Here is a 23851-nt window from a genome sequence, read left to right on the forward strand (position 1 = left end):
CGAGCAAGGTGCTCGTTGAGATTGCTCGCGTCATCACCGAAGAGGGCTATGTCGAGGGTTACACCGTTGAGGATACTAAGCCTCAGAAGACTCTTCACATCACCCTTAAGTATGGTAAGAAGCGCGCTAAGGTTATCCGCGGCATTCGTCGTATTTCCAAGCCTGGTCTGCGCATTTACTCCACCGCTGAGAAGCTTCCACGCGTTCTTGGTGGTCTTGGTACTGCAGTGGTTTCCACTTCTAAGGGCATGATGTGCGACCGCGACGCTCGTAAGAACGGCGTTGGCGGCGAGGTCATCGCTTACGTTTGGTAAATCTGACAGGAATGAAAGGAGACAGCCGTGTCTCGTATTGGTAAGAAGCCTGTCCAGATTCCTGCTGGAGTCACTGTGACAGTTGATAACACCACCGTTACCGTTAAGGGTTCTAAGGGCGAGCTGACTCGTACTTTCTCTGAGCTGGTTGCTATCGCTCAGGAGGGCGAGGAGATTCTTGTTACTCGCGTTGACGAGTCCACTGAGTCCAATGCTCAGCAGGGTCTTGTCCGTACCCTTATTCACAACATGGTTGTTGGTGTCTCTGAGGGCTTCGAGAAGAAGCTTGAGCTCACCGGCGTTGGTTACCGTGTAGCACTTAAGGGCAAGGATCTTGACCTTTCCCTTGGTTATTCTCACCCAGTTCTCTATGTTGCACCTGAGGGCATTAGCTTTGAGGTACCTGATAACACTCACCTTACTGTTAAGGGTATTTCTAAGGAGAAGGTCGGCCAGGTTGCAGCTGAGATTCGTATGAAGCGTCCACCAGAGCCTTACAAGGGCAAGGGCATTCACTACGAAGGTGAGCACATCCGCAGGAAGCTCGGTAAGGCTGCTAAGTAAAGCAACCCTACTTTTAGGCTAAAAGACCATCACCCCGTTAGGTGATGGCATGTCTCTAAGGAGAAGGAATGAACAAGCAGCAGGCGAAAAAGGCGGGTCTTGAACGCCGCAAGCGCCGCGTACGTGCCAAGGTCTTTGGTACACCTGAGCGTCCGCGTCTTGCAGTTCACCGCACAAACGCAAACATTTATGCACAGCTTATTGACGACGCTTCTGGAAGAACTCTCTGCTCTGCCTCTACGCTTGACCCAGAGTTCCGTTCTACTGGCAAGGTTGGCTCCAACAAGGAGGCAGCTGAGTTCGTAGGTGAGCTTATCGGTAAGCGCGCTGCCGAGAAGAACGTCACTGAGGTCACTTTTGACCGTGGTGGCCGTCTCTATCACGGCCGCGTCAAGGCTTTGGCAGATGGCGCCCGCAACGCGGGCCTGAAGTTCTAGGAGGATTCAATGGCACGTGATCGTAAGCGCCAGCAGGATACGGATCTTCAGGAGCGCGTCGTTTATATTCACCGCGTTTCCAAGACCGTTAAGGGTGGCCGCCGTATGTCACTCGTTGCTCTGGTAGTCGTTGGCGACGGTAAGGGTAACGTTGGTATTGGCCAGGGTCGTTCCGCTGAGGTACCTCTGGCAATTCAGAAGGGCGTCGAGGACGCAAAGAGGAACATGTTCAAGGTCCCACTGACCGAGACCGGTTCCGTACCACACGCAGTCACTGGTCACTACGGTGCAGGTTCTGTTCTTATTAAGCCTGCATTCGAGGGTACTGGTGTTATTGCTGGTGGTCCTATTCGTCCACTCTTCGAGCTTGCAGGTATCACCAATGTACTTTCTAAGTCCCTTGGTACCGACAACGCTCTGAATATGATTAAGGCAGCAGCTGAGGGTCTGAAGGAGCTTTCCAGCCCAGAAGAAGCAGCTGAGCGTCGTGGCCTAACCGTCGGCGATATGTTCGTCGGAAAGGAGAACTAACGATGGCTAAGAACCTTAGCATCAAGCTTGTCCGTGGCGCTGTTGCAGGCGTCAAGAAGGACCAGACTGCTACGGTGAAGGCCCTCGGCCTCCACAAGATCGGCGATACCGTCGAGCAGCCTGACAACCCAAGCATTCGTGGAATGATCTTCAAGGTTAAGCACCTTGTCGAGGTTGAAGAGAACTAGAGGTAGTAATAATGCAGCTCAATGATCTTCGCCCCGCAGTGGGTTCGCGCAAAAATCGTAAGCGCGTAGGTCGCGGTAATTCTTCAGGCAATGGTACTTTTGCCGGCCGCGGTATGAATGGTCAGCTCTCCCGCTCTGGTGGCGGTAAGGGCGCTGGCTTCGAGGGTGGACAGCAGCCACTGGCTATGCGTCTTCCTAAGCTTCCTGGTTTCACTAACCACAACCGTGTTGAGTACGCTCCAGTCAACGTTGCTCGTCTGAACGCTCTCTTTGCAGATGGCGAGACCGTAGACGCAGAGGCTCTGGTTGCTAAGGGAGTTATCAAGTACAACTTCATCCCAGTCAAGGTTCTGGGTGATGGCGAGCTTTCTAAGAAGCTCACTGTTAAGGTCGACAAGGTTTCCGCCTCCGCAAAGGCTAAGATCGAGGCGGCCGGTGGAAAGGTTGAGGCCGAGTAGTGAGTAAAGGAATCGCCAACGCATTTCGTGTTCCGGAACTAAGGGGAAAGATTCTCCTTACGGTACTGATTCTTCTTCTGTACCGATTTGGTGCGTATCTTCCTGTGCCCGGTGCTCCATTCCAGCAGATGCTTTCTGTTTATCAGAATGGTCTTGCTAAGAATGGCGCAATGGCCGTGCTTAACCTATTTTCGGGTGGCGCTCTTTCTCGCATGTCTGTTTTCAGTCTGGGCATCATGCCTTACATTACGGCTCAGATCATCTTCCAGATGATGCAGTCCGTTATTCCATCTCTTGGCGAGCTTGCTAAAGATGGTGAGAGCGGCCAGCGTAAGATTACGCAGTACACGCGTTATCTTACGGTTGGCCTAGCTCTGCTCAATGCAGTTGGTTACCTGTTCTTGTTTAAGAGCTATGGTGTATCTTTTGCATCTATGGAGGGCGTGCCTGAGGCACTTGAAAACTTCCTGGTAGTCTTTACCATGCTAGTTGGTGCCATCATTATTATGTGGCTCGGTGAGGTTATTACTCAGCAGGGTGTTGGCAACGGAATGAGTCTAATCATCTTTGCAAACATCATGGCTGGACTTCCAACAGCCCTTATTTCTTCAGTTGCTACTCGTGGAAACATTGTTCTCACTGTAGTTACTGTTGTGGTTATGCTCGCTATTATTCCGCTCATTGTTTACATTGAGCGTGGTCAGCGTCGTATTCCTATCAACTATGCCAAGCGCGTTGTTGGCCGTCGTATGATGGGTGGTCAGTCAACTTACCTCCCAATTAAGGTAAACACTGCAGGCGTTGTACCAATCATCTTTGCATCTGCAATCCTGTACCTTCCTGCTCAGGTTGCTGTGTTCTTCCCAGGAGTAGAGTGGATTCAAAATCTTGCTACTTCACTTTCTTCTGGATGGGTTAACTGGGTTCTCTCAGTTATGTTCATTGTCTTCTTTGCATATTTCTACACCTCAATGGTGTTCAATCCAGAGGAGACAGCAGACCAGCTTAAGAAGCAGGGTGGCTTTATTCCTGGTGTTCGTCCAGGTACTGCTACTTCAACGTATATCAAGACTGTTATTGACAGAGTCACCCTTCCCGGTGCTATCTTTATGGCAGTTCTTGCAATCGTTCCAACCATTATTTTCTGGTTCACAGGCGATTCGTTGATACAGGCGTTTGGTGGAACTTCCGTCCTGATTATGGTCGGTGTTGCAATGGATACACTTTCTTCCATTGAGTCCCACCTTAAGATGCACAACTATGAGGGCTTCTTTAAGTAGTTCTTAATACGTAGCATAAAGGGGCCTGGAAACAGGCCCCTTTTATTATTTGAAAGGAAGGCGAAGCATGAACATTGTTCTTCTCGGCGCACCTGGCGCTGGCAAGGGTACACAGGCTCAGAAGCTCGTTGCAGAGTATGGACTTGCTCATATCTCAACCGGTGACCTTCTTCGTGCTGCTGTTAAAGCTCAGTCTGAGCTTGGCGTTAAGGCTAAAGAGTATATGGATGCTGGTCAGCTTGTTCCAGATCAGCTTGTAATTGACCTGGTAAAAGAGCGCCTTTCTGCAGACGATGCAAAGGCTGGTTTTATTCTTGATGGCTTCCCACGCAACAGCGCTCAGGCAGTAACCCTTGATTCTGAGCTTCAGAATATGGGCCTCAAGCTTGATGCAGCTCTGCTTGTTGCTGTTGAGCCAGAGGTTATTGTTGAGCGTCTTTCTTCTCGCCGTACGTGCAAAGAGTGTGGCTATACTGCACCTGCTGGTACAGAGACTTGCCCAAATTGCTCTGGTGAGATGTATCAGCGTGATGACGATAAGCCAGAGACAATTCGTAAGCGTCTTGATGTATACGAGAACCAGACTTCTCCTTTGATCGAGTACTACAAGGGTCATGGAATTCTGAAGGAGGTCAACGGAGATCGTCCTGTTGACGAGGTATTCGCCGACGTAAAGACACTCCTCGCACTATGATTACGATAAAAACACCTGAACAAATCGAGGCAATGAAGGTGTCGGGCGCCCTTTCTAAGGCAGCCCTTCGTCGTGCTGGATCCATGATTAGACCTGGTGTTTCAACGCTCGAGATTGACCGCGCTGTTGAAGCTTTTATTAGACTTCATGGCGGAACCCCTACCTTTAAAGGCTACGGTGGATTCCCTGGATCTGTTTGCTCTTCTATTAACGAGCAGATTGTTCACGGTATTCCATCAGCTAACGTCATTTTGCAAGATGGCGATATTCTGACCATTGACACGGGTGCTACCGTTAACGGTTGGGCAGGAGATAACGCTTGGACGTTCTACTGCGGAACTGTTGACGAGAAAACCCAGGCACTTTGCGAGGTTACCCGCGATTGCCTTAAGGCAGGTATTGCAGCTGCTGTTCCTGGTGCTCGCCTTGGCGATGTTGGACATGCAGTTCAGAAGCTTGCTGAGGATAACGGCTATGGCGTTATTCGTGATTTTGTTGGTCATGGTATTGGCCGCAATCTTCACGAGGACCCCGAGGTCAGAAACTATGGTCGTGCAGGTAACGGCATTGTTCTTCGTGAGGGAATGGTAATTGCAATTGAGCCTATGATTGCTATGGGTACCTACGATTGCACCGTTCTTGAAAATGGTTGGACCGTTGTTACCGATGATGGCCTGCCATCAGCACATTATGAGAACACGATTGCTATTACTGCCGATGGCCCCGTTATCGTTTCAGAAGATGAAGTTGGTCCATGGTGCGAGATGCAAGGCGGTCTTGAGTAACACATACATTGTTCTTCTCGCTATCTAATTGTGTTGAAAAAATAAGTGATAGACGAGTGGCACATTTTTATGTATTATTGATAACCGCTGTCGATGTGTCGAGAGGATGAAAGTTGGCTAAACAAGACGCGATTGAGCTTGAAGGCAAGGTACTAGAACCCCTGCCAAACGCTATGTTTAACGTTGAGTTAGAGAACGGCAAGACCATCCTTTGCACCATCTCAGGTAAGATTCGAATGAATTACATTCGAATTCTCCCTGGTGACAAGGTTGTAGTAGAGATTTCTCCTTACGATCTTACCAGGGGTCGCATTACCTACCGTTATAAGTAAGTAATGCAAAAGTCTTGTGCCATGCATGAGGCTATCTGTGTCTTTGCGCACGTTGCAAAGGCATATGTACGTAAGTACAGTCGGTATTTCACGCCAGCGGCTGGGCGAGTATATAGTTCGTATCAGCAGAACCGAAAGGAAGACACATGAAGGTACGTCCTTCGGTAAAGAAGATGTGCGACAAGTGCAAAGTCATCCGTCGCCACGGTAAGGTTTACGTGATTTGCGAGAACCCGCGCCACAAGCAGCGTCAGGGCTAAGGAAGGAGCACCAAGTTGGCCCGTATTAACGGCGTCGACCTGCCACGCGATAAGCGTGTTGAGGTCGGACTCACCTATCTTTACGGCATTGGTCAGACTCGTGCAACCAAGATTTGCAACGAGACTGGTATCGATGTAAATACTCGCGTCAAGGACCTCACAGAGGAAGAAGTCACCAAGATTCGTGACTTTATTGACGCTCATTACACCACCGAGGGCGATCTTCGCCGCGAGGTGCGTCAAAATGTTGCCCGCCTGATGGAGATTGGCTGCTACCGCGGCCTCCGTCACCGCAAGGGCCTCCCTGTCCACGGTCAGCGTACCCACACTAACGCTCGTACTCGTAAGGGTAAGAAGCGTCAGGTGGGCGGCAAGAAGAAGTAGGCGAGGAGTAGCTAATGGCACAGAAAAAGAACGCTCGCACTACACGCGTCCGCCGCTCCGAGCGTAAAAACATTGCAGTGGGCCAGGCCCACATCAAGAGCACATTCAATAACACGATTGTCTCTATTTCCGATCCCCAGGGTAATGTAATTTCCTGGCAGTCCGGTGGTACCGTCGGCTTCAAGGGCTCTCGTAAGTCCACTCCTTTTGCTGCACAGCTTGCAGCAGAGGCAGCAGCAAAGGCAGCAATGGAGCACGGTCTCCACAAGGTAGCTGTTTTTGTTAAGGGCCCAGGCTCTGGTCGCGAGACCGCAATCCGTTCCCTTCAGGCAGCAGGCCTCGAGGTTTCGGGTATTCAGGATAAGACACCTATTGCACACAACGGCTGCCGTCCTAAAAAGCGCCGTCGCAACTAGCACGAAAGGACAAGCAAATGGCAATTGATAGGACCCCGGTCCTTAAAAGATGTCGTCAGCTTGGCATCGATCCCGTTGTGATGGGGATCAATAAGACTTCTAACCGTGAGCCACGTCGCCGTCGTCGCCAGGAGAGCGAGTACGGTATGCAGCTCCGTGAGAAGCAGAAGGCTAAGTTCATTTACGGCGTCCTTGAGAACCAGTTCCACGGTTACTATGAGATGGCTAAGAAGAACCCAGGCATTACTGGTGACAACCTGATGAGCATCCTTGAGACTCGTCTTGACAACGTCATCTTCCGCCTTGGCTTTGCTCGTACACGTAAAGAGGCTCGTCAGACTGTCCGTCACGGTCACATCACCGTTAACGGTCAGCGTGTTGACATTCCTTCTTATCGCGTAAAGAGCGGCGATGTTATCGCTGTTGCTTCCAAGGCAAAGGATCTTCTTCCAATCAAGGAAGCTCTCATTTCCTCCGAGCACATGGCAGTTCCTGCATGGCTTGAGGTTGACATTGAGAAGCTGCAGGGCACTGTTCTTCAGCTTCCAACCCGCGATCAGATCGACCTTGAGATTGACGCACAGCTGATCGTCGAGCTCTACTCCAAGTAAGCCCGACCCGTTTTGGAGGTAGCAATGTCCGAATTTATCCGACCAAACGTGTCGGTAGATGAAATCGGCGCAAACGTCGCTCGTGTGAGCGTAGAGCCGCTTGAGCGTGGCTATGGTGACACGCTTGGCAACTCCCTCCGCCGCGTACTGCTTTCCTCTCTTGAGGGAGCTGCGGTTGAGGCCATCCAGATTGATGGTGTTCAGCATGAGTTCACTACGGTTGAAGGCGTCTATGAGGACGTTACTGACATCGTTCTGAACGTTAAGGGCCTAGTTTTCCGCAACACCAACAACTCTGATGAGGCTGAGGCTTCCATCTCTGTTGAGGGTCCTTGCAAAGTCACTGGTGCTGATCTTGATGTTCCTATGGGCTACGAGCTGGTTAACCCAGCTCAGCACATCTGCACCCTTGCTGAGGGAGCTCATCTTTCCATGAGGCTTCGCCTTGGTAATGGTCGCGGTTATGTTTCCGGTGAGGATAACGAGCGTGAGAGCGATCCAATTGGATTCATTCACGTTGACTCGATTTTCTCGCCAGTTCGCCGCTGCGCTAAGGCTGTTGAGCCTTGCCGTGTTGGCCGTCACACCGACTATGATCGTCTGGTGCTTGAGGTTGAGACCAATGGTGCAATCAGCCCTCGCGAGGCTGTCGTTGAGGCTGCAAACATCATTAACCAGCACATGAGCGCATTCATGGGACTTACTGATTTTGACGAGACTCAGGAAGAGGCTTCGATTTTTGCTAAGGCAGACGTCGAGGACGATTCCGAGCTTGAGAAGCAGGTTGAGGATTTGGACCTTTCCGTCCGTTCTTACAATTGCCTCAAGCGTGCAGGAATTCACTCTGTCCGTCAGCTCGTTGATTTCTCTGAGAACGATCTTCTCAACATCAGAAACTTTGGTGTTAAGTCTATTGAAGAAGTCAAGGAAAAGCTCGAGAGCATGGGCCTGTCCCTTAAGGCTTAGTCGCGCCTTGTCACGCATAGGAGAATGTAAATTATGAGGCACAATAAGAAGAGGGGCATGAAGCTTGGTACTGATGCTAGCCACACCAAGGCCATCAAGAAGAGCCTGATCCAAGCCCTTTTCACTAACGATCGTATTAAGACTCTTGACGTCCGCGCTAAGGCAGTTCGCGGCGAGGTCGACAAGGTCATCACTTGGGCAAAGCGCGGCGACCTTCACGCTCGTCGTCTTGCTATGGCCAAGGTTGGTAACGCAGAGCTTGTCCGTGAGGTATTTGACAAGGCTGCTCAGGGTATGTGGGCTGACCGCAACGGCGGCTACACCCGCATCATGAAGCTGGGTCCTCGTAAGGGCGATGCTTCTGAAGTTGTTATCCTTGAGCTTGTTACCGAGCCAGTTCAGCCAAAGGCTTCCAACAAGAAGGCTAAGGCTACCAAGGTTGCTCCTGCTCCTGTAAAGGAAGAGGAGACCGAGGCTCCAGCAGAGGAGACCGAGCAGACCGAAGAGGCTGCAGAGTAACTTCTGTCAAAGTGAATCTGAAGAGGTCCTGGCTTTTTGCTGGGACCTCTTTTTCAAATGAAGGAGGGTTGTCATGATTGAGTTCAAAAACGTATCTTTTGCATACGGTGCGTTAGCTGCTACACAATCCATGACTGACTCTTCTTCTGAAGATGCCATAGGAGCCACAGAGAGCCAATCTCCGCACCCAATGGCACTAACCCTTGATAACGTTTCATTTACCCTAAAGCCGGGCTCTAGAACGGTTGTGCTTGGCCACAATGGTTCAGGTAAGTCAACGCTTGCAAATCTTTGTAATGCATCACTTTTTTCTCTATCCGGAGAGGTTTTAGTAGACGGCAATTCAGTGACCGTAGTGCCGTCTACTCAGATTTCTTCCGTTGTGGGAATGGTTCGTCAAGATCCAACAGCGCAGCTTGTTTGTGCTACTGTCTTTGATGAAGTTGCCTTTGGCCCTGCTAATCTTGGTTTGCCAAAAGAAGAGATAGTTTCTCGCGTTACTCAAACACTGGAGCTTTGTGACATTGCCGATTTGATTGACGCGCCTACCCATACGCTTTCTGGAGGCCAACAGCAGCTTGTTTCTATTGCAGCAGCGCTTTCAGTGCATCCACGTTATCTGGTGCTTGATGAGGCATTTGCTCAGCTTGATACTCGATTCAGAAATCACCTTTCTAACCTGGTAAATACCCTTGTTACAAACGAGATGGGTGTGCTTGAGATTTCTCATTCGTTTGAGTCTCTTCCCGGGGCTGACCAGGTACTTGTTTTGGAGAAAGGCCAGTTAGTTTGGTCGGGAACTCCCACAGAGTTTCTCTTGGATGCAAATGCAATCGCAAACGCTGGTTTTGATGATGCACTCACAGCAACAGCGCAGATAGCTGCACAGGCTGGCTATAAGTTTGATGTGCCTTTTAACGCATCAGAGTTTGTTGCGTTTCTTGTTCAGAACAACCTTGCATTTGACGCTTTGGATGAGCTTGTCTATAAGCGCGCCCTTGAGGTAGTGCGAGCAAACAACTATGACGGAATTCAAGCTCTTGGCGAGGAGCATGAGCTGGCAGTTTGTGGCGTGTCTCATGCGTTTGACAAGCCCGTTCTGCATGACGTAACTATTTCCTCTACGGGAGAGCTTGTTGTTATGGTAGGCGCTTCTGGCTCTGGAAAAACAACCTGCGCCCGCATAGCCGCTGGCCTCATAGAGGCTGATACCGGGCACGCAACAATCGATGCGCGACTGGTGAGCCCTGGAGATGTCGGTATGTGTTTCCAGCGCCCTCAGGATCAACTCTTTGCCCAAAGTGTTGCTGAAGATATCGCGTTTGGTCCAACTAACAAGGGTTTCTCGCCAGATGATGTTGAGGCGCTTGTCGCGTATGCGGCAGCACGTGTGGGGCTTGACCAGCGGGTCATGGACGCGTCTCCGTTGACGCTTTCTGGTGGCCAGGCTCGTCGCGCAGCGCTTGCAGGAACGCTGGCCTGCGCAACGTACGCGGTTGTGTTTGACGAGGCAACGTCTGGGCTTGATGGCAAGGCGCGCTCGCAGGTGCTGCATCTTGCTCGTGAGCTTGCAAACGAGGGCAAGGCAGTTCTTGCAATCACGCACGACGTAAGCGAATGGCTTCCTTTTGCCGATAGAGTAGTGTTTCTCGAGAAGGGCTGTGTTGTTGCAGACATCAATGTACAAGAAGCGCAGACAAGTCCGGAGGTCTACGAAGCTGCGCAGCTTGATTGCCCGCTGTTTGTAAGCGTATTGCATGAGCTTTTGGAGGCTTGCTATGTCTAAGTGCCCCTGTGCTCTGCTTAAGCGTATCTCGCTTGCCTCGTTGACAGCGCAGACAAAAATCGTTGCCACCCTTGTGGGAATTGTTGCTCTTTTCTGTATACAGCAGCCACTTGCATTTGCTGCATTTGCTTTGATTTGTGTGAGCCTTCTTTGGAGCGCTCGTGTAAGTATTTTGGAGTTTTTGCGCGTGGCAAAGCCTGCAGCTTTTGTTTTGCTCCTCTCATTTGTGGCCAATACGCTGGTGTTTATTGGACACCCCGATATCATTTTCTCTGGATCAGTTGGACTTTCTGTGGCAGGCTTTTACAGGAGCACTGTAGCTATTGCTCGCGTATTGCTTGCTCTAGCACTGGTTTTATCGGTAGCGTCAACAACTACACCCACGCAGCTTGCTGATGGCTTTTCTGTACTGTTGATGCCTCTGCGCCTTATTCGTGTTGACGTTGACGGCCTGAGTATTGCGCTCTCAATTGCGCTGCGAGCAATTCCTCTTACCCTCGAAGAGCTCGACAGAATTAGAGCAGCTCAACGGGCACGCGGGTTTAATTTTGAATCAGGCAGTATTGTTGAGCGAATCAAAAAGTGGTTTACGCTTCTGGTGCCGCTCACCGTATCGCTCTTTCAGCGAGCCGATCAGATGGCGCAAACCATGACGGATCGCTGTCTTGGCTCCGCAAAACGTACGCGTATCTCCGCAAAAATGCAGCTTGTAGACTGGGTTGTGCTTCTGCTCTGGACTGCCGCGTGCTTTGGTCTTACAACGCTGTAGCGGTCCTGCAACGCTGTAGTGTTCTTGCAACGCTGTAGCGCTGGCGTTTGTTGTCGCGTAGCGTGCGCTTTCTTTGAGCCTACGATACAATCACTTTGTTGCGCCAAAAGTTTTTTCAGGGAGCTTCATGAACTCAGAAACGTCACAGAACAATGCATCAAACTGCAGCGTTTATGCATCCGAGGAGTCTTCTGCTGAGCTATCAGCTGCCGAGGCTCTCGCTGACGCCTCTGCTGAGCCTGAAGCTACGCTTGTCATCAAGCTAGGCTATCGCGGCGCTGCCTTCTGCGGCTTTGCCGAGCAGCCAACCCAGCGCACCGTGGCAGGAGACCTTCGTCGCGCGCTTCAGACCGTTTTGCGCAGAGAGGTTGAGCTCACCTGCGCGGGCAGAACCGATGCCGGCGTTCACGCCCAGGCTCAGTACGTGAGCCTTCCTGTTTACGGCGCTGAGCTGGCGCTGTCTGGCGAGAAACTCGTCCGCTCGCTCACCGCTCTGACCGACGATGACATCTCTATCCGACAACTCTTCCGCGCCCCACAGGGTTTCTCGGCACGCTTTGATGCCCAGGCTCGCTCGTATCGCTATCGCATTTGTGCAGGTAGCGCTCGTCCCGTGCTGGGCTGGGACCACGTGTGGTGGTACAACGGCCACTTGGACGTAGAGCTTATGGACAAGGCGGCGCAGGCGCTGGTGGGAGAGCACGATTTCAAGAGCTTCTGCAAGGCAATTTCTGCCGAAGGCAAGCCGACGCATCGTTTTGTTGAGCGCCTTACGGTAGAAGAAATTGAAGAGGCTGGCGAGAAACTCATTGCAGTTGATATCACGGGCAATGCCTTCTTGCATAACATGGTGCGCACGATTGTGGGCACACTGGTTGAGATTGGACGCGGTCACAGGCCTGTGGAGTGGATCGACGAGGTTCTAGCTGCTCAGAACAGAATTGCTGCTGGCAGTTGCGCGCCTGCTCAGGGCCTCACGTTTGTAAACGTTCGCTATCCAGAGGGTGTTTTGCAACCCTGGTAGCGCTTTCGGTTCCTTGATCGCGTCGTAATTTCTGTGCGCAGTGCGGCTTCATTGCCCTTCTCGCGCCGTTTACGAAGTCTTTTCTACCACTTGTATTGTGTGCGGTGGTTTCCTTCGCAAAGAAATAGCATCATAGAAGAGAGCGTCTTTTTTAGGAGCTCTTGCAGAACTGATGAACAGTGAGGCAGGGAGCCAGTATGTTTAGGAAAAGAGAAAGATTTGAGCGCAGCGATGTTCCGCGTGAGAATCCCTATACCAACGTGATTGGCCTTGCTGTTGTCGCCATTGTTGCTGTTCTTGTAGGCATTGTTGTTGTAACTCTTTGGGATCGCGCGCAGCTTGAGTCTCACTTGGGAGATCATGGGCTTAACAAGGCTGTAAAGAGCCAAAGTGTTTCAGGCAATCCGGATGGCACTACACAATCTGATGATGACTTTCTTACCTATGCCGTTATCAGCACAAATTCGCTTAAGGCAGGGGAGTCGACGCTTCAGTCTGTACGGCTTTTGGTCATTGATCGCACGCAGGGAACCGGCCATATAGTGTCTATTCCTACTGATGTGTATGCAGAAGTAGACTCAAACGCTAAAACACTGGCAGATATTTACAAAGATGACGGTCAGAGCGCTTTTGTTAGCGCACTTGCTTCTGTCACCAACATCAAGATTACGCACGTTATCATTGCCACAGATGATGTGTGGGAGAAAATCTCGGCACTTTCTGGTTCGGGCGCTCGTTCACTGGTAAGCAATGCTTCTAGTTTGTTGTCTTCAATGATTACCGATATGAATCCCAATCAGCTTCTTGAGCTTGTAGAGATTGTGCAGCCAATTGGCGTGTCTAATCTTGAGCATGATGAAGCTCCTGTTGTTGAAGGTTCAAGTGGCACTACCGTTGACCCTACGGCCTTAGGAAAGCTTGTTGGCATGCTCGTATAGACGTTATGGGCGTTGTGTGTAGCGCCGCTCCTACAAAACAGGTCAGATGTCCACATAACAGCAGTTAAACACGATATGTGGAGAGATTTTGATAGAATAAAAATGTCTTTTTAATTCACTTTTTATGGGTAAACTGGTATCTAAAATTTAGGACCAGTTTGGGGGATGTGGAATGCACGAGCGCTCATACAATCCACATATGATTTCGGTTCTCATGGCCGCTGATAATGATGCTGATGCTATTAGAACGGTAATTAGGCAACTTCAAGAGCAGACATACCCTCATTGGGAGCTCATCATCGTTGACAATAGCTCCGATCCCCAGATTGCTCGCATGTTAGATAACCTTGCCAATCAAGAGCCTCGTCTAGATGTCTTGTGCCAATCGGGCATTAGCCATTTTGTTGCACTTGAGATTGCTCAGGGTCGTGCTCGCGGAGCCTATACGCTTACCACTGAGCCTTCTTATAGGTTTAACTCCCACCTTTTGCAGGAGCTTTATTCTGCAGCTACCGCTTTGGGTCCTGTTGGTTCACCTAAAGCGGCTGATATTGTTATTGCGCATATGAAAACTGCCAAGTCATCTATGGAATGCAAAAAAGCTTTTGGTTCAAAAGCTTCTGCATTGTTGCAGGTATTTGACGAGTCGCAGCTTCCTTATTTGACGTCTATGAGCGGAAAGCTGTGCTCAACGCGCATTTTGACCGAGATTAAGCATGAGCCAGAGACTGATGGCGAGTGCAATTTTGTTGGCTACTGTTTTGAGATTGCAAAACATGTTACGTACGCCCCAGAAGCAATTTTTGTTGATGTACCAGCGGAATCTTCTGAGGAAGAAAAAACTATTGCTGCTTCTATGGACAAGCTTACTCAGGAGCGTCAGGCGCTCATGGCCCTTGCCAAACATCTTGGCTTTGCAAACTCTAAAAAAGTTCAAAAGTTGATTAGCCGCTACCTGATCAGCAAACTTCTTATGAATATGTATCCTGTATTCAACGAAGAATCCCAGCTTAGCCATGAGGAAAAAGAAAACTTTATTGTCAAGATTCTTTCTAATCCTGTAGCGCACCTTATTGTCACTGAAGCAACTTCTCCGCGACTGGTAGCTCATGCCTTGCTTGGTGCTATTTTGTCTACTACAACACGAGCTCGCTATGCCTATGTACGCAGAGCCGTATGGTATGCACGTTTTATGCGCATTCCACTTGTATAAGCCGCAGCGACACATAAGCAACATTAAAAATTGGGCGTGTTTCTGAGCGTGTGATTCTAGAGTAGCCCTGACGATTTGTGTTTAGATCAAGCCTCTAGAACCAAATTTTAACGCCTGTCCATGAGCGATTTAAACGTCTGTGCTATGCCGTCATTTTTGACACGGAAGAATCCTTCTTTGGCTAGATATGCATAGCGAGCAAACTTGTTATCTTTTGACAGAGCAATACCTCTCACCTGCGCAAAGAAAGCCTTTCCAGAGCCTGAGATTGCTGGGTTTTCAAACACGCGCTTTGCGTCCATGCGCTCAAAGCTCTTGGCGAGAAGATCGTGCACTTCTGAGTCGGTCTTACCTGCAGCATCATGTTCTTCTCGCCAGGTAAGCGCGTCTTTTGTAAGCAGCGCGTAGTTGATGCCGCGCAGTGTGAGCGCGTTGAGCACCACGTCTGAGGTGATGTTGCGTGCGTCCACAACATCCATCATGTCGTTCCAGCGCTCAAGCGGAATTTTAGGCTGACGCTGCGCAAAGGTAGCGGCTTCTGCATAGCCATTCTCGCGATAGTTGTAGAGCGCAGAGTCTGTGTACACTATGCGAGCTCCGCAGCAATGCGAGGCAATGAGGAAGGGGTTGTCCACCCAGCCTGCACCGGGGACTTCTTTGAAGTTGATGTGATTTTGGGTCAAGAATTCCTTGCGATAGAGCGCCGTCCAAATAGCAGGATGGTGCAGCAGAAGCTGTGCCATCTGATCAATAGAGCAAGGTTGATGAAAAGGCTTGACGCGGCCCTTATATGCGCAGGAAACTCTGTACTCGGCAGCACTGACAGTTCCTTTGAACTGCGACTTTGCTCCCGCACGGCCATTTTTCTGATTACCAAACACGCGCCAATAGGCTGAACGCGCAATGTCTACCTGGCTTTCTCCACCGTTTGCCTGGATAAGATCAACAAGCTCTTGAACCATAGTTGGCTCAAGGTAATCGTCAGGCTCAACAATCCCCACCCATGTGCCGTGAGCTGCGGCAATGCCACGATTACACGTTGCTCCGTAACCCTCATTTTCCTTGTCAATGATGACAATGCGACCATCACGGGCAGCGTATGCTTCCAAAAGAGCTAAAGACGAGTCAGTTGAGCCATCGTTTAGGCAGATAATCTCCAGGTTTGTGTAGCTCTGTGATTGAATACTTGCCAGGCATTGCTCCAGATAGTCTGCAACGTTGTATATGGGCACAACAAGAGAAACCAAAGGTTGGTGGTTTTGAGCGTGACTCATCTAAACTCCTTTTGATTGCTGCTTTATACTATATAGGCATCAACTCACTCACGAAGTCACATTTTGAGGAAATATGAAGCGCACCGCCCTTGTCATAGTCACCTTTAAACGCCAGGAATTGCTTTCCAACCTGCTCAATTCCATTACACAGCTCACGCAGGCTCCATGGCGCATCATTGTTGTGGACAACGAAAACTCCTCTGAGACAGCCTCGCTTGTGTCGGAGTTTTCGGAGAAGGTCAAAACCACGTGGGGAGAAACCACTGAAGATCTTGACGCTCATGGTGGCACTAATCGCGTGTGTTACGTCCCTATGGAGCAAAACACTGGAGGCTCCGGCGGCTTCTCTGAGGGTGTGCGCGTAGGTTATGAGCTGGGCGCCGAGTGGTTCTGGGTTATGGACGATGACGTAGCTGTGCTGCCTGATGGTCTTGATAAGCTTGACGCATGGTCAGATAAGGCTGAGGTTATCCAAGGTCAGCGCTATGACTTTGATGGAGGCCCTTTCTTCTGGCAGTATCGCTTTAGCACCGCCCTGGGCATCTACAATCCGCTGGCAAAGGCTGGCTTTGATGGTGTTTCTTACCGCGAGTGCAATGTGATGTGCTTTGAGGGCGCCTGCTTTAAGCGCTCTGTAGTGCAGAAGATTGGTCTACCTGACGCGCGCTTCTTTATCTATTGGGATGACGCCTTATATGGCTATTTGGCCAGCAAGGTAACGCAGCCTATTTTGATTCCAGACTTTGTTCTTTCAAGATGTCGAGAAGTTCCTGGTCAGAGTATTGGTTCTGTGCGTCAGCTTAATTCAACCTCTGATATGACGCGCTATTACATCACACGTAACCGCGGCTATATTGCCCGTTACTTCCAGGTTCACGGTGATTACAACCCTGTGCTCTTTGGTGTTGGTACCGCTCTGACCTTTGCAAAAGAGATTATTCGACTCATTTTGGTAGACAGAGCGCACTTCTCGTCTGGCCTTTCTCGCCTAATAAAGGGCTGGAAGGATGCACGTCTTATCTATAAAGACGCAACTTGGCGTCCGCAACCTCCACTAGACTAGCCACCAAAGCCGACATTTTGTGTCGGCTTTTTTATGCCCAAACGTTCAATAAAAGTGAGTGCTGAGGGGTGAATTGTGGCGCATTTGTGAAAGGCGACGAATGCCTACTTACAAAAAATCGAATTATTTTTTGACCATTAATAAATTTTGTAATTAGCGAAGTTTCTAGCTAATTTTCTACCTGCAGAGATATTGGTTGCCGCAACGTGTCAATACATAATTTTGTATTCGTGTGGAAATTTCACAATATATTGTTATAGTTCTCGAACCCAAACACTATAAGTTGTGGCATAGTAGTTTCCATCACACAAGCGGGTTCCCAACTACTTCGCTTAGGCAAAAGCTTAGGAACCGCAGTGATAATCCAATTAAACACGCATGAAAGCGTTGCTTTCACCAACGTTTGTTCAAGGAGTTTGCACATGAAGATTATCAAGCGCAATGGCTCAGAGGTCACCTTCGAGGTTGAGAAGATTGTTAACGCAATCGCTAAGGCTAACGCAGAGGTCCCTGAGGATCAGCGCCTGACTGAGCGTGAGATTCAGTTTGCTTCCCTCAACGTTACCGATGAGTGTGAGAAGGCTGGACACACCGTCACCGTCGAGGAGGTCCAGGACCTTGTCGAGGATCAGCTCATGGCTCTTGACCGCTTTGAGGTTGCTCGTAAGTACATCATTTACCGCTACATCCAGAACCAGAAGCGTCACAAGAACACCACCGATGACAAGATTCTGTCTCTGATTGAGTGCAACAACGAGGAAGTCAAGCAGGAGAACTCCAACAAGAACCCTACCGTTGTTTCTGTTCAGCGTGACTACATGGCTGGTGAGGTTTCTAAGGACCTCGTTCAGCGTGAGCTTCTTCCAGAGGATATTGTTGCTGCTCACAACGAGGGTCTCATCCACTTCCACGATTCCGATTACTTTGCACAGCACATGCACAACTGTGACCTCATCAACCTTGATGACATGCTGCAGAACGGCACTGTTATCTCCGGTACTCTGATTGAGCGTCCACACAGCTTCTCCACTGCATGCAACATTGCAACTCAGATCATTGCTCAGGTAGCATCCTGCCAGTACGGTGGTCAGTCCATCTCCTTGGCTCACCTTGCTCCATTTGTTGATGTTTCTCGTAAGAAGATCCGCAAGACCGTTATGGAGGAGATGAACTCCGTCGGTGTTGAGCTCTCTGCTGAGCAGCTCAACGAGATGGTTGAGAAGCGCCTTCGTGATGAGGTTTCTCGTGGCGTTCAGACCATTCAGTACCAGGTTGTCACTTTGATGACCACCAACGGCCAGGCTCCTTTCATTACTGTCTTCATGTATCTCAACGAGGCAAAGAATGAGCAGGAGAAGGAGGACCTTGCACTCATCATTGAGGAGATGCTCCGTCAGCGTTACCAGGGCGTAAAGAACGAGGAGGGTGTCTGGATTACTCCTGCATTCCCTAAGCTCATCTACGTTCTTGAAGAGGACAACGTTTACGAGGATTCCAAGTACTACTACCTCACTCAGATGGCTGCAAAGTGCACCGCTCGCCGCCTTGTCCCTGACTACATCTCTGAGAAGAAGATGAAGGAGTACAAGCTTTCTAAGGGCGAGAAGGAAGGCGAGGGCGATACCTTCACTTGCATGGGCTGCCGTTCCTTCCTGACTCCAGACCGTTCTGGTAATGGCTTCAACAACGTTGCTCGCGCAAAGAACTATGAGCCAAACAAGCCTAAGTACTACGGCCGCTTCAACCAGGGCGTTGTAACTATCAACCTTCCTGATGTTGCTCTTTCTGCTGGTCGCGATATGGACAAGTTCTGGAAGATCTTTGATGAGCGTCTTGAGCTTTGCCACCGTGCACTCCGCGCTCGTCACGATCGCCTGAAGGGTACCCTGTCCGATGCTGCTCCAATCCTTTGGCAGTACGGCGCACTTGCTCGCCTGGACAAGGGTGAGGTTATCGATCCTTTGCTTTACGGCGGATATTCCACTATCTCCCTTGGTTATGCAGGCCTATACGAGTGCGTTAAGGCTATGACTGGTCACAGCCACACTGACAAAGAGGCAACTCCATTTGCACTCCAGGTTATGCAGCACATGAACGATAAGTGCACCGAGTGGAAGGAAGCAGAGGATATCGATTACTCCCTCTACGGAACTCCTCTTGAGTCCACTACCTACAAGTTTGCTAAGGCACTTCAGCGTCGCTTTGGTGTTATCCCAGGCATCACCGATAAGGGCTACATCACCAACAGCTACCACGTCCACGTTGCAGAAGAGATTGACGCATTCCAGAAGCTCCAGTTTGAGTCTGAGTTCCAGCGTCTTTCCCCAGGTGGAGCAATCTCTTACGTTGAGGTTCCTAACATGCAGGACAACATCGAGGCTGTTCTTAGCGTCATGCAGTTCATCTATGACCACATTATGTATGCAGAGCTCAACACCAAGTCTGACTTCTGCCAGGAGTGCGGTTATGACGGTGAGATTCAGATTGTCGAGGAGGACGGCAAGCTGGTTTGGGAGTGCCCACACTGCGGCAACCGTGACCAGACCAAGATGAACGTTGCTCGTCGTACCTGTGGCTATATTGGTACCCAGTTCTGGAACCAGGGCCGTACCCAGGAGATCAAGGACCGCGTCCTTCACCTCTAAGTTTTAAGTACCAGACAAACGAGCAGAAGTGCGCCTTGGCCCTTCTGCTCGTTTTTATTATCTCTATCAGGCAACATCCACAATATGTGGATGTTGCCCATCAAAGGTTATGTATGAACTATTCAAATATTAAGTTTTCAGATATTGCAAATGGTGTTGGCGTAAGAACAACTCTGTTTGTTTCGGGCTGCCGTCTGCACTGTGAAGGCTGCTTTAATTACGAGGCGTGGGACTTCAAGAGCGGCGGAGAGTTTACTCCAGAAGTTGAGCAAGAGATTATTGATTCGCTTGCACCTGTCTATATCAACGGTCTTTCCATCCTTGGCGGAGAGCCTTTTGAGCCAGAAAACCAAGAAGGCCTTGTTGAGTTTGTCGAGAAGGTCAGGGCTACCTATCCACAAAAGAGCATCTGGATGTATTCAGGTCACACCTGGGATCAGTTGACCGAGGGAAAATGGCACACAGAGTATACCGATCGCATCCTGTCTTGCATTGATGTTCTGGTAGACGGCCCATGGGTTCAGAGCCTTTACGATATTACCTTGCGTTTTAGAGGTTCTTCCAACCAGCGTCTTATTGATGTCCCTAAAACATTGGCCTCAGGAGAGATTACCCTTTGGTCTGACGGACCAATGCTGAGCTCTCGAGAGATGTAAAAGCCGCTTATCGTATTCAAAAAGCCCGCGGCTGCGGGCTTTTTTCTTAGGTACATGTTATGGAGAGAGAGCCTTAGCTTTCTGAAGAGGTTTGGGGCTCTGCGGGTTTCTCGCCAACCTCGCTGATAAAGATTGCAACAAAGATAACAATGAAGCCCAGGAAAATTGTAGGGGTAATAACTTCGGCAAGGAAGATAACGCCAAAAACTGCTGCAAAAATACTGTCCAGAGAAATAATTAGTGAGGCCTGAACAGGAGCAACTGACTTCTGTGCGCGGTTCTGCAAAACACCAGTCAGTGCGGTTGCAATAAGAGTGATGTAGGCGAGAGCAACCCAGGCATTTGTGGACAATACCGCAAAATTGGGAACCGTTTCAAAGCAAAGCGCGTAGGCAAGGCAGGGAAGGGCACTCACGCCAAGCTGCACCACCGTAAGCGTGATGATGTCGTATTTGTGAGCAAGCTCGGCAATAAGCACAAAATCAAAGGCAAAAATAATAGCTGAAAGCAATGTCATCTGCTCGCCCAAGCCAAACGAGAACGAAAAATCAGTGCCCAGTGAGATAAGACCAATGCCAGCTACGCATAAAAAGGCTGCAAAAATACTGGTTCCATGAGGTTTTTTCTTTGCGATAAGCCAGTTTACAAACGGAATCATCGCGCAATAAATTGATGCAATAAAAGCGGCTTTACCTGCAGTGGTATAAGCAAGAGCTCCATTTTGGAAAAGATATCCTAAACCGTTAAGAACGCCTAAAAGCACGCCGTATTTGATATGTGTGGCATCCAAGTGTTCTTTAAGGTTTTTTCTAAAGATGATGGCAACAATACCTACAGCAAAGACAAAACGTAAGGTCATAAGCCAAGCTGCCGAGATGTAACTAATTGCATCTTTGATAACGACAAAAGATCCGCCCCAGATAAGTGCGCAGACAAGAAGAGCAAACTTCCATACAAGCGTAGAAGAAGTATCTAGTGTGAGTCTGGAAGAGTTTCTAGTAGAAAGATCTGATAATGCCACGCGCTATCCATTCCCGTCGAAGATAAAAGTTAAGGTATAGGTAGTGTTCTGAGAAAATCAAACGCGTGCAAGTATACGTGATTTTGCACTTGGAACGCCCCACAAGCAGCATAAAAATGAGATTAGAAGTATACTCACATCTGCAAGAAAAATAAGTGTGTGCGATTGTTTTATGCAAGAAGATATTTCAAGGAGACTTGTATGTCCAACTACGTTTTGACCTGTTGTTCTACGGCCGATGTAAGTGAGAAGTACCTTCAGTCACGTGATGTGAAATACGTATATTTCAACTACGAGCTTGACGGTGTTCAGTGCAAGGATGACTTTGGTCGCACTAATGCACCAGCTGATCTCTATAAAAAGATGCTTGCAGGTGCTGAGTGCCGCACTTCACAGGTATCAATTGGTGAGTACATGGCCTTTTGGCGTCCTTTCCTGGAGGAGGGCAAAGACGTTCTTCATGTTTCGTTGAGCTCAGGCGTTTCTGGAACATACGAGTCTGCTTGCCAGGCAAAGGTAGAGATTGAGCAGGAGTTCCCTGACAGAAAGATTGAGGTTGTTGACTCTCTGCAGGCATCTTCTGGTTATGGTCTCTTGGTAGATGGTCTTGCCGATAAACGCGATGAAGGCCTGTCTTTTGACGAGGCAGTTGCATGGGCTAAAGAAGCACGTCATCGTGTGTATGGCTGGTTCTTCTCTACAGATTTGACCTTCTTTGTTCGCGGCGGTCGCATTTCTAAGACAGCTGGCCTGCTTGGCGGCATGCTTAACATTTGTCCTGTTATGGATGTCGAGGCCGACGGCTCTTTGGCTGTTAAAGAGAAGGCACGTGGCAAAAAGAAGGCAACTGCTCGCGTTGTTGAGATTATGACTCAAACCGCTGAGCAGGGAAATGCTTACGCGCGTAAGGTGTTTATCTCTAACTCCGAGTGCGCTTCTGATGCTCAGGCTGTTAAAGAGCTTATTAAAGAGAAGCTTCCTCAGACAGGCGATATCAACATCTTTACTATTGGTGCAACAATTGGCGTTCATACTGGTCCTGGAACTGTTGCAACGTTCTGGTGGGGAGAAGAGCCTCGCGCTTAAGATGTTGCTCGAGTAGGTAAGAAAGGTCTTTAGTTATGGTTAATTTTGAGTACGTTGTACCTACTCAGGTGGTTTTTGGAAAAGATACTCAGCTTCGTGCGGCAGAGCTTGTCTCTGCTCACGGAGGTAGCAAGGTGCTAGTGCATTTTGGTGGCAATCATGTGGTAAAGAGCGGCTTGCTTAACCAGATTCACCAGCTTTTAAGCGATGCTGAAATTACGTATGTTGATTGTGGTGGAGTTGTTCCTAACCCTCGTTTAGAGCTTGCAGAAGAAGCTGTAGAGCTGGGTAAACGCGAGGGTGTTGACTTCATTTTGGCTATCGGTGGCGGATCTGTCATGGATTCTGCTAAGGCAATTGCATACGGCTTAGCCAATGATGTTTCTCTTGAAGACCTCTATTTGCATAAGGTTAGTGTTTCAAAGGCAGTTCCTCTTGGCGTCATTTCTACTATCGCAGGAACTGGCTCTGAGACCTCAGATTCTTCTGTCATGAACATTACGCTGGCCGATGGACGTGTGCTTAAACGTTCTTATCATCATCAGAGTGGTCGTCCTTGCTTTGCCATCATGAATCCAGAGCTCACTTACTCTGTGAGCGCTTATCAGACGGCATCAACAGGCGCAGATATCATGATGCACACTATGGAGCGCTACTTTACGCTCGAGAAGGACGTGGCACTCACCGACGAGCTTGCCGAGGGACTCCTGCGTACCGTAAAAGAAGCTGTTCTGGTTGCCGTCAAAGAGCCAGAGAACTACGCTGCACGAGCAGATTTGCTCTGGGCCTCGTCGCTTTCTCACTGCGGACTTACTGGAACTGGTCGCGTAAGCGATTTTGCTTCTCATGCAATCGAGCATGAGCTGAGCGCAAAGTATGACGTAGCTCACGGTGCTGGTCTTACGGCTATTTGGGCAAGTTGGGCCAAGTACGTTATGAGCCAAGATCCAGAGCGCTTTGCGCAGTTTGCGGTTAACGTTTTTGGAGTTCAAAACAACTTCCATAATCCTGCTGTTACAGGCCTTGCAGGAATTGAGGCGTGGAATCAGTGGTGTCATGCAATTGGTATGCCAACCTCCCTTGCTGAGCTTGGAGTTGCCCCTTCTGAAGAGGATATTCTTCAGATGGCTGAGGGCACTATTGACGCTCGCGGTGGAGACCATGCAGGCAACTTTATGCAACTTAAAACAGCAGATGTTCAGCAGATTCTGAGGATGGCTCTAAAGTAAAGTTTCTCAAGGCAAATTTTGTTTCATTGCGGGTATTATTACTACATACGAAGTTACTGAGCCACAAAGCTCAAACATACGGAAGGAAGATTCATGAGCGGTTTTGTTAAGGCAGACAATGTTTTTGTAAACCAGAACGCAGCGAGCCGTAATGATGTCCTGCGTTTTATTGCCGATAAGGCTCAGGAGGCTGGCGTAACTGATAATGCAGACGCTGTTTATAATGCCTTCCTAGCTCGCGAGGAAATGGGTGAGACCGGCATGACTGACGGTTTTGCAGTTCCACACGCAAAAGATGCTGCTATCAAGGACGCAGCTGTCTTTGTCTTCAAGAACAGCACTCCTCTTGAGTGGCCTTCTTTTGACGAGAAGCCCGTTGATGTTGCTATTGCACTGCTTGTTCCAGAT

The 23851-nt window shown here is 49.4% G+C and carries 29 protein-coding genes; 27 read left to right on the forward strand and 2 right to left on the reverse strand.

What is annotated here, in order from left to right:
- From rpsH to RWJ96_RS05880, 21 genes are all read left to right on the forward strand, one after another.
- A partial coding sequence (gene rpsH / locus RWJ96_RS05780) for a 30S ribosomal protein S8 (RefSeq protein ID WP_314019420.1) occupies positions 1 to 314 on the forward strand: 314 nt, incomplete at its 5' end.
- Positions 315 to 341: 27 nt separating this feature from the next.
- Positions 342 to 878 carry a 50S ribosomal protein L6 gene (gene rplF, locus RWJ96_RS05785; protein WP_035432048.1) on the forward strand — a complete coding sequence of 179 codons (537 nt, stop codon included), beginning with the start codon at positions 342 to 344 and terminating at the stop codon, positions 876 to 878.
- A gap of 68 nt (positions 879 to 946) precedes the next feature.
- Positions 947 to 1315 carry a 50S ribosomal protein L18 gene (gene rplR, locus RWJ96_RS05790; protein WP_035426936.1) on the forward strand — a complete coding sequence of 123 codons (369 nt, stop codon included), beginning with the start codon at positions 947 to 949 and terminating at the stop codon, positions 1313 to 1315.
- A 9-nt stretch (positions 1316 to 1324) separates the two neighbouring features.
- On the forward strand, positions 1325 to 1846 hold the full coding sequence (gene rpsE, locus RWJ96_RS05795) for a 30S ribosomal protein S5 (RefSeq protein ID WP_035426935.1): 522 nt from the start codon (positions 1325 to 1327) through the stop codon (positions 1844 to 1846).
- Positions 1847 to 1848: 2 nt separating this feature from the next.
- The gene (gene rpmD / locus RWJ96_RS05800; protein ID WP_012809227.1) at positions 1849 to 2034 is read left to right on the forward strand and encodes a 50S ribosomal protein L30; all 186 of its coding nucleotides are present in this window, start codon (positions 1849 to 1851) and stop codon (positions 2032 to 2034) included.
- 11 nt (positions 2035 to 2045) lie between these two features.
- On the forward strand, positions 2046 to 2492 hold the full coding sequence (gene rplO / locus RWJ96_RS05805) for a 50S ribosomal protein L15 (RefSeq protein WP_035426932.1): 447 nt from the start codon (positions 2046 to 2048) through the stop codon (positions 2490 to 2492).
- Positions 2492 to 3772, forward strand: coding sequence for a preprotein translocase subunit SecY (gene secY, locus RWJ96_RS05810; RefSeq protein ID WP_314019421.1), 1281 nt, complete (start codon positions 2492 to 2494; stop codon positions 3770 to 3772). The genes rplO and secY overlap by 1 nt, the downstream gene beginning before the upstream one ends.
- 67 nt (positions 3773 to 3839) lie before the next feature.
- Positions 3840 to 4466, forward strand: a complete 627-nt coding sequence (locus RWJ96_RS05815) for an adenylate kinase (RefSeq protein ID WP_314019422.1) — start codon at positions 3840 to 3842, stop codon at positions 4464 to 4466.
- Entirely contained in the window at positions 4463 to 5251 is a 789-nt protein-coding gene (gene map / locus RWJ96_RS05820; RefSeq protein ID WP_314019424.1) for a type I methionyl aminopeptidase, read from the forward strand. Before RWJ96_RS05815 ends, map begins: the two co-directional genes overlap by 4 nt.
- A 113-nt stretch (positions 5252 to 5364) precedes the next feature.
- Positions 5365 to 5583 carry a translation initiation factor IF-1 gene (infA, locus tag RWJ96_RS05825; RefSeq protein ID WP_012809222.1) on the forward strand — a complete coding sequence of 73 codons (219 nt, stop codon included), beginning with the start codon at positions 5365 to 5367 and terminating at the stop codon, positions 5581 to 5583.
- Positions 5584 to 5729: 146 nt separating this feature from the next.
- Complete coding sequence (rpmJ, locus tag RWJ96_RS05830) at positions 5730 to 5843, forward strand: 50S ribosomal protein L36 (protein ID WP_002563183.1); 114 nt, start codon at positions 5730 to 5732, stop codon at positions 5841 to 5843.
- A gap of 15 nt (positions 5844 to 5858) precedes the next feature.
- Positions 5859 to 6227: a 30S ribosomal protein S13 gene (rpsM, locus tag RWJ96_RS05835; RefSeq protein ID WP_314019426.1), complete on the forward strand. Its 369-nt coding sequence runs from the start codon at positions 5859 to 5861 to the stop codon at positions 6225 to 6227.
- 14 nt (positions 6228 to 6241) lie between these two features.
- Positions 6242 to 6643, forward strand: coding sequence for a 30S ribosomal protein S11 (gene rpsK / locus RWJ96_RS05840; protein WP_012809220.1), 402 nt, complete (start codon positions 6242 to 6244; stop codon positions 6641 to 6643).
- 17 nt (positions 6644 to 6660) lie between these two features.
- Entirely contained in the window at positions 6661 to 7254 is a 594-nt protein-coding gene (gene rpsD, locus RWJ96_RS05845; RefSeq protein ID WP_012809219.1) for a 30S ribosomal protein S4, read from the forward strand.
- A gap of 24 nt (positions 7255 to 7278) precedes the next feature.
- Positions 7279 to 8220 (forward strand): DNA-directed RNA polymerase subunit alpha, encoded by a 942-nt coding sequence (locus RWJ96_RS05850; protein ID WP_035432040.1) that lies wholly within the window; start codon positions 7279 to 7281, stop codon positions 8218 to 8220.
- Positions 8221 to 8253: 33 nt separating this feature from the next.
- Positions 8254 to 8739, forward strand: a complete 486-nt coding sequence (rplQ, locus tag RWJ96_RS05855) for a 50S ribosomal protein L17 (protein WP_035426920.1) — start codon at positions 8254 to 8256, stop codon at positions 8737 to 8739.
- 73 nt (positions 8740 to 8812) lie between these two features.
- The gene (locus RWJ96_RS05860) at positions 8813 to 10525 is read left to right on the forward strand and encodes an energy-coupling factor transporter ATPase (RefSeq protein WP_314019427.1); all 1713 of its coding nucleotides are present in this window, start codon (positions 8813 to 8815) and stop codon (positions 10523 to 10525) included.
- Complete coding sequence (locus RWJ96_RS05865) at positions 10518 to 11294, forward strand: energy-coupling factor transporter transmembrane component T (RefSeq protein ID WP_314019429.1); 777 nt, start codon at positions 10518 to 10520, stop codon at positions 11292 to 11294. The genes RWJ96_RS05860 and RWJ96_RS05865 overlap by 8 nt, the downstream gene beginning before the upstream one ends.
- Positions 11295 to 11421: 127 nt before the next feature.
- Positions 11422 to 12318, forward strand: a complete 897-nt coding sequence (truA, locus tag RWJ96_RS05870; RefSeq protein ID WP_314019431.1) for a tRNA pseudouridine(38-40) synthase TruA — start codon at positions 11422 to 11424, stop codon at positions 12316 to 12318.
- 197 nt (positions 12319 to 12515) lie between these two features.
- Positions 12516 to 13256 (forward strand): hypothetical protein, encoded by a 741-nt coding sequence (locus RWJ96_RS05875; RefSeq protein ID WP_314019433.1) that lies wholly within the window; start codon positions 12516 to 12518, stop codon positions 13254 to 13256.
- Between the two features lie 172 nt (positions 13257 to 13428).
- The gene (locus tag RWJ96_RS05880; protein ID WP_314019435.1) at positions 13429 to 14469 is read left to right on the forward strand and encodes a glycosyltransferase; all 1041 of its coding nucleotides are present in this window, start codon (positions 13429 to 13431) and stop codon (positions 14467 to 14469) included.
- Between the two features lie 107 nt (positions 14470 to 14576).
- Here RWJ96_RS05880 and RWJ96_RS05885 read toward each other — a convergent pair whose 3' ends face one another.
- Positions 14577 to 15743, reverse strand: coding sequence for a glycosyltransferase (locus RWJ96_RS05885; RefSeq protein ID WP_314019437.1), 1167 nt, complete (start codon positions 15741 to 15743; stop codon positions 14577 to 14579).
- A 73-nt stretch (positions 15744 to 15816) separates the two neighbouring features.
- Here RWJ96_RS05885 and RWJ96_RS05890 point away from each other — a divergent pair, with 73 nt between their 5' ends.
- From RWJ96_RS05890 to nrdG, 3 genes are all read left to right on the forward strand, one after another.
- Positions 15817 to 16806 (forward strand): glycosyltransferase, encoded by a 990-nt coding sequence (locus tag RWJ96_RS05890; protein ID WP_314019439.1) that lies wholly within the window; start codon positions 15817 to 15819, stop codon positions 16804 to 16806.
- Positions 16807 to 17228: 422 nt separating this feature from the next.
- The gene (gene nrdD / locus RWJ96_RS05895) at positions 17229 to 19451 is read left to right on the forward strand and encodes an anaerobic ribonucleoside-triphosphate reductase (protein WP_314019440.1); all 2223 of its coding nucleotides are present in this window, start codon (positions 17229 to 17231) and stop codon (positions 19449 to 19451) included.
- Between the two features lie 113 nt (positions 19452 to 19564).
- On the forward strand, positions 19565 to 20107 hold the full coding sequence (gene nrdG, locus RWJ96_RS05900) for an anaerobic ribonucleoside-triphosphate reductase activating protein (RefSeq protein WP_314019442.1): 543 nt from the start codon (positions 19565 to 19567) through the stop codon (positions 20105 to 20107).
- Positions 20108 to 20180: 73 nt separating this feature from the next.
- Here nrdG and RWJ96_RS05905 read toward each other — a convergent pair whose 3' ends face one another.
- Complete coding sequence (locus RWJ96_RS05905; protein WP_314019443.1) at positions 20181 to 21128, reverse strand: DMT family transporter; 948 nt, start codon at positions 21126 to 21128, stop codon at positions 20181 to 20183.
- A 201-nt stretch (positions 21129 to 21329) separates the two neighbouring features.
- Between RWJ96_RS05905 and RWJ96_RS05910 the strand changes: the two genes are divergently transcribed.
- The 3 genes from RWJ96_RS05910 to RWJ96_RS05920 form a co-directional block, all read left to right on the forward strand.
- Entirely contained in the window at positions 21330 to 22214 is an 885-nt protein-coding gene (locus RWJ96_RS05910; protein WP_314019444.1) for a DegV family protein, read from the forward strand.
- 35 nt (positions 22215 to 22249) lie between these two features.
- Entirely contained in the window at positions 22250 to 23443 is a 1194-nt protein-coding gene (locus RWJ96_RS05915; protein WP_314019446.1) for an iron-containing alcohol dehydrogenase, read from the forward strand.
- A 93-nt stretch (positions 23444 to 23536) separates the two neighbouring features.
- On the forward strand, positions 23537 to 23851 hold a 315-nt coding region (locus RWJ96_RS05920; RefSeq protein WP_314019448.1), incomplete at its 3' end, for a PTS sugar transporter subunit IIA.

Source organism: Lancefieldella parvula (assembly GCF_963547875.1).
GTDB lineage: Bacteria > Actinomycetota > Coriobacteriia > Coriobacteriales > Atopobiaceae > Lancefieldella > Lancefieldella parvula_D.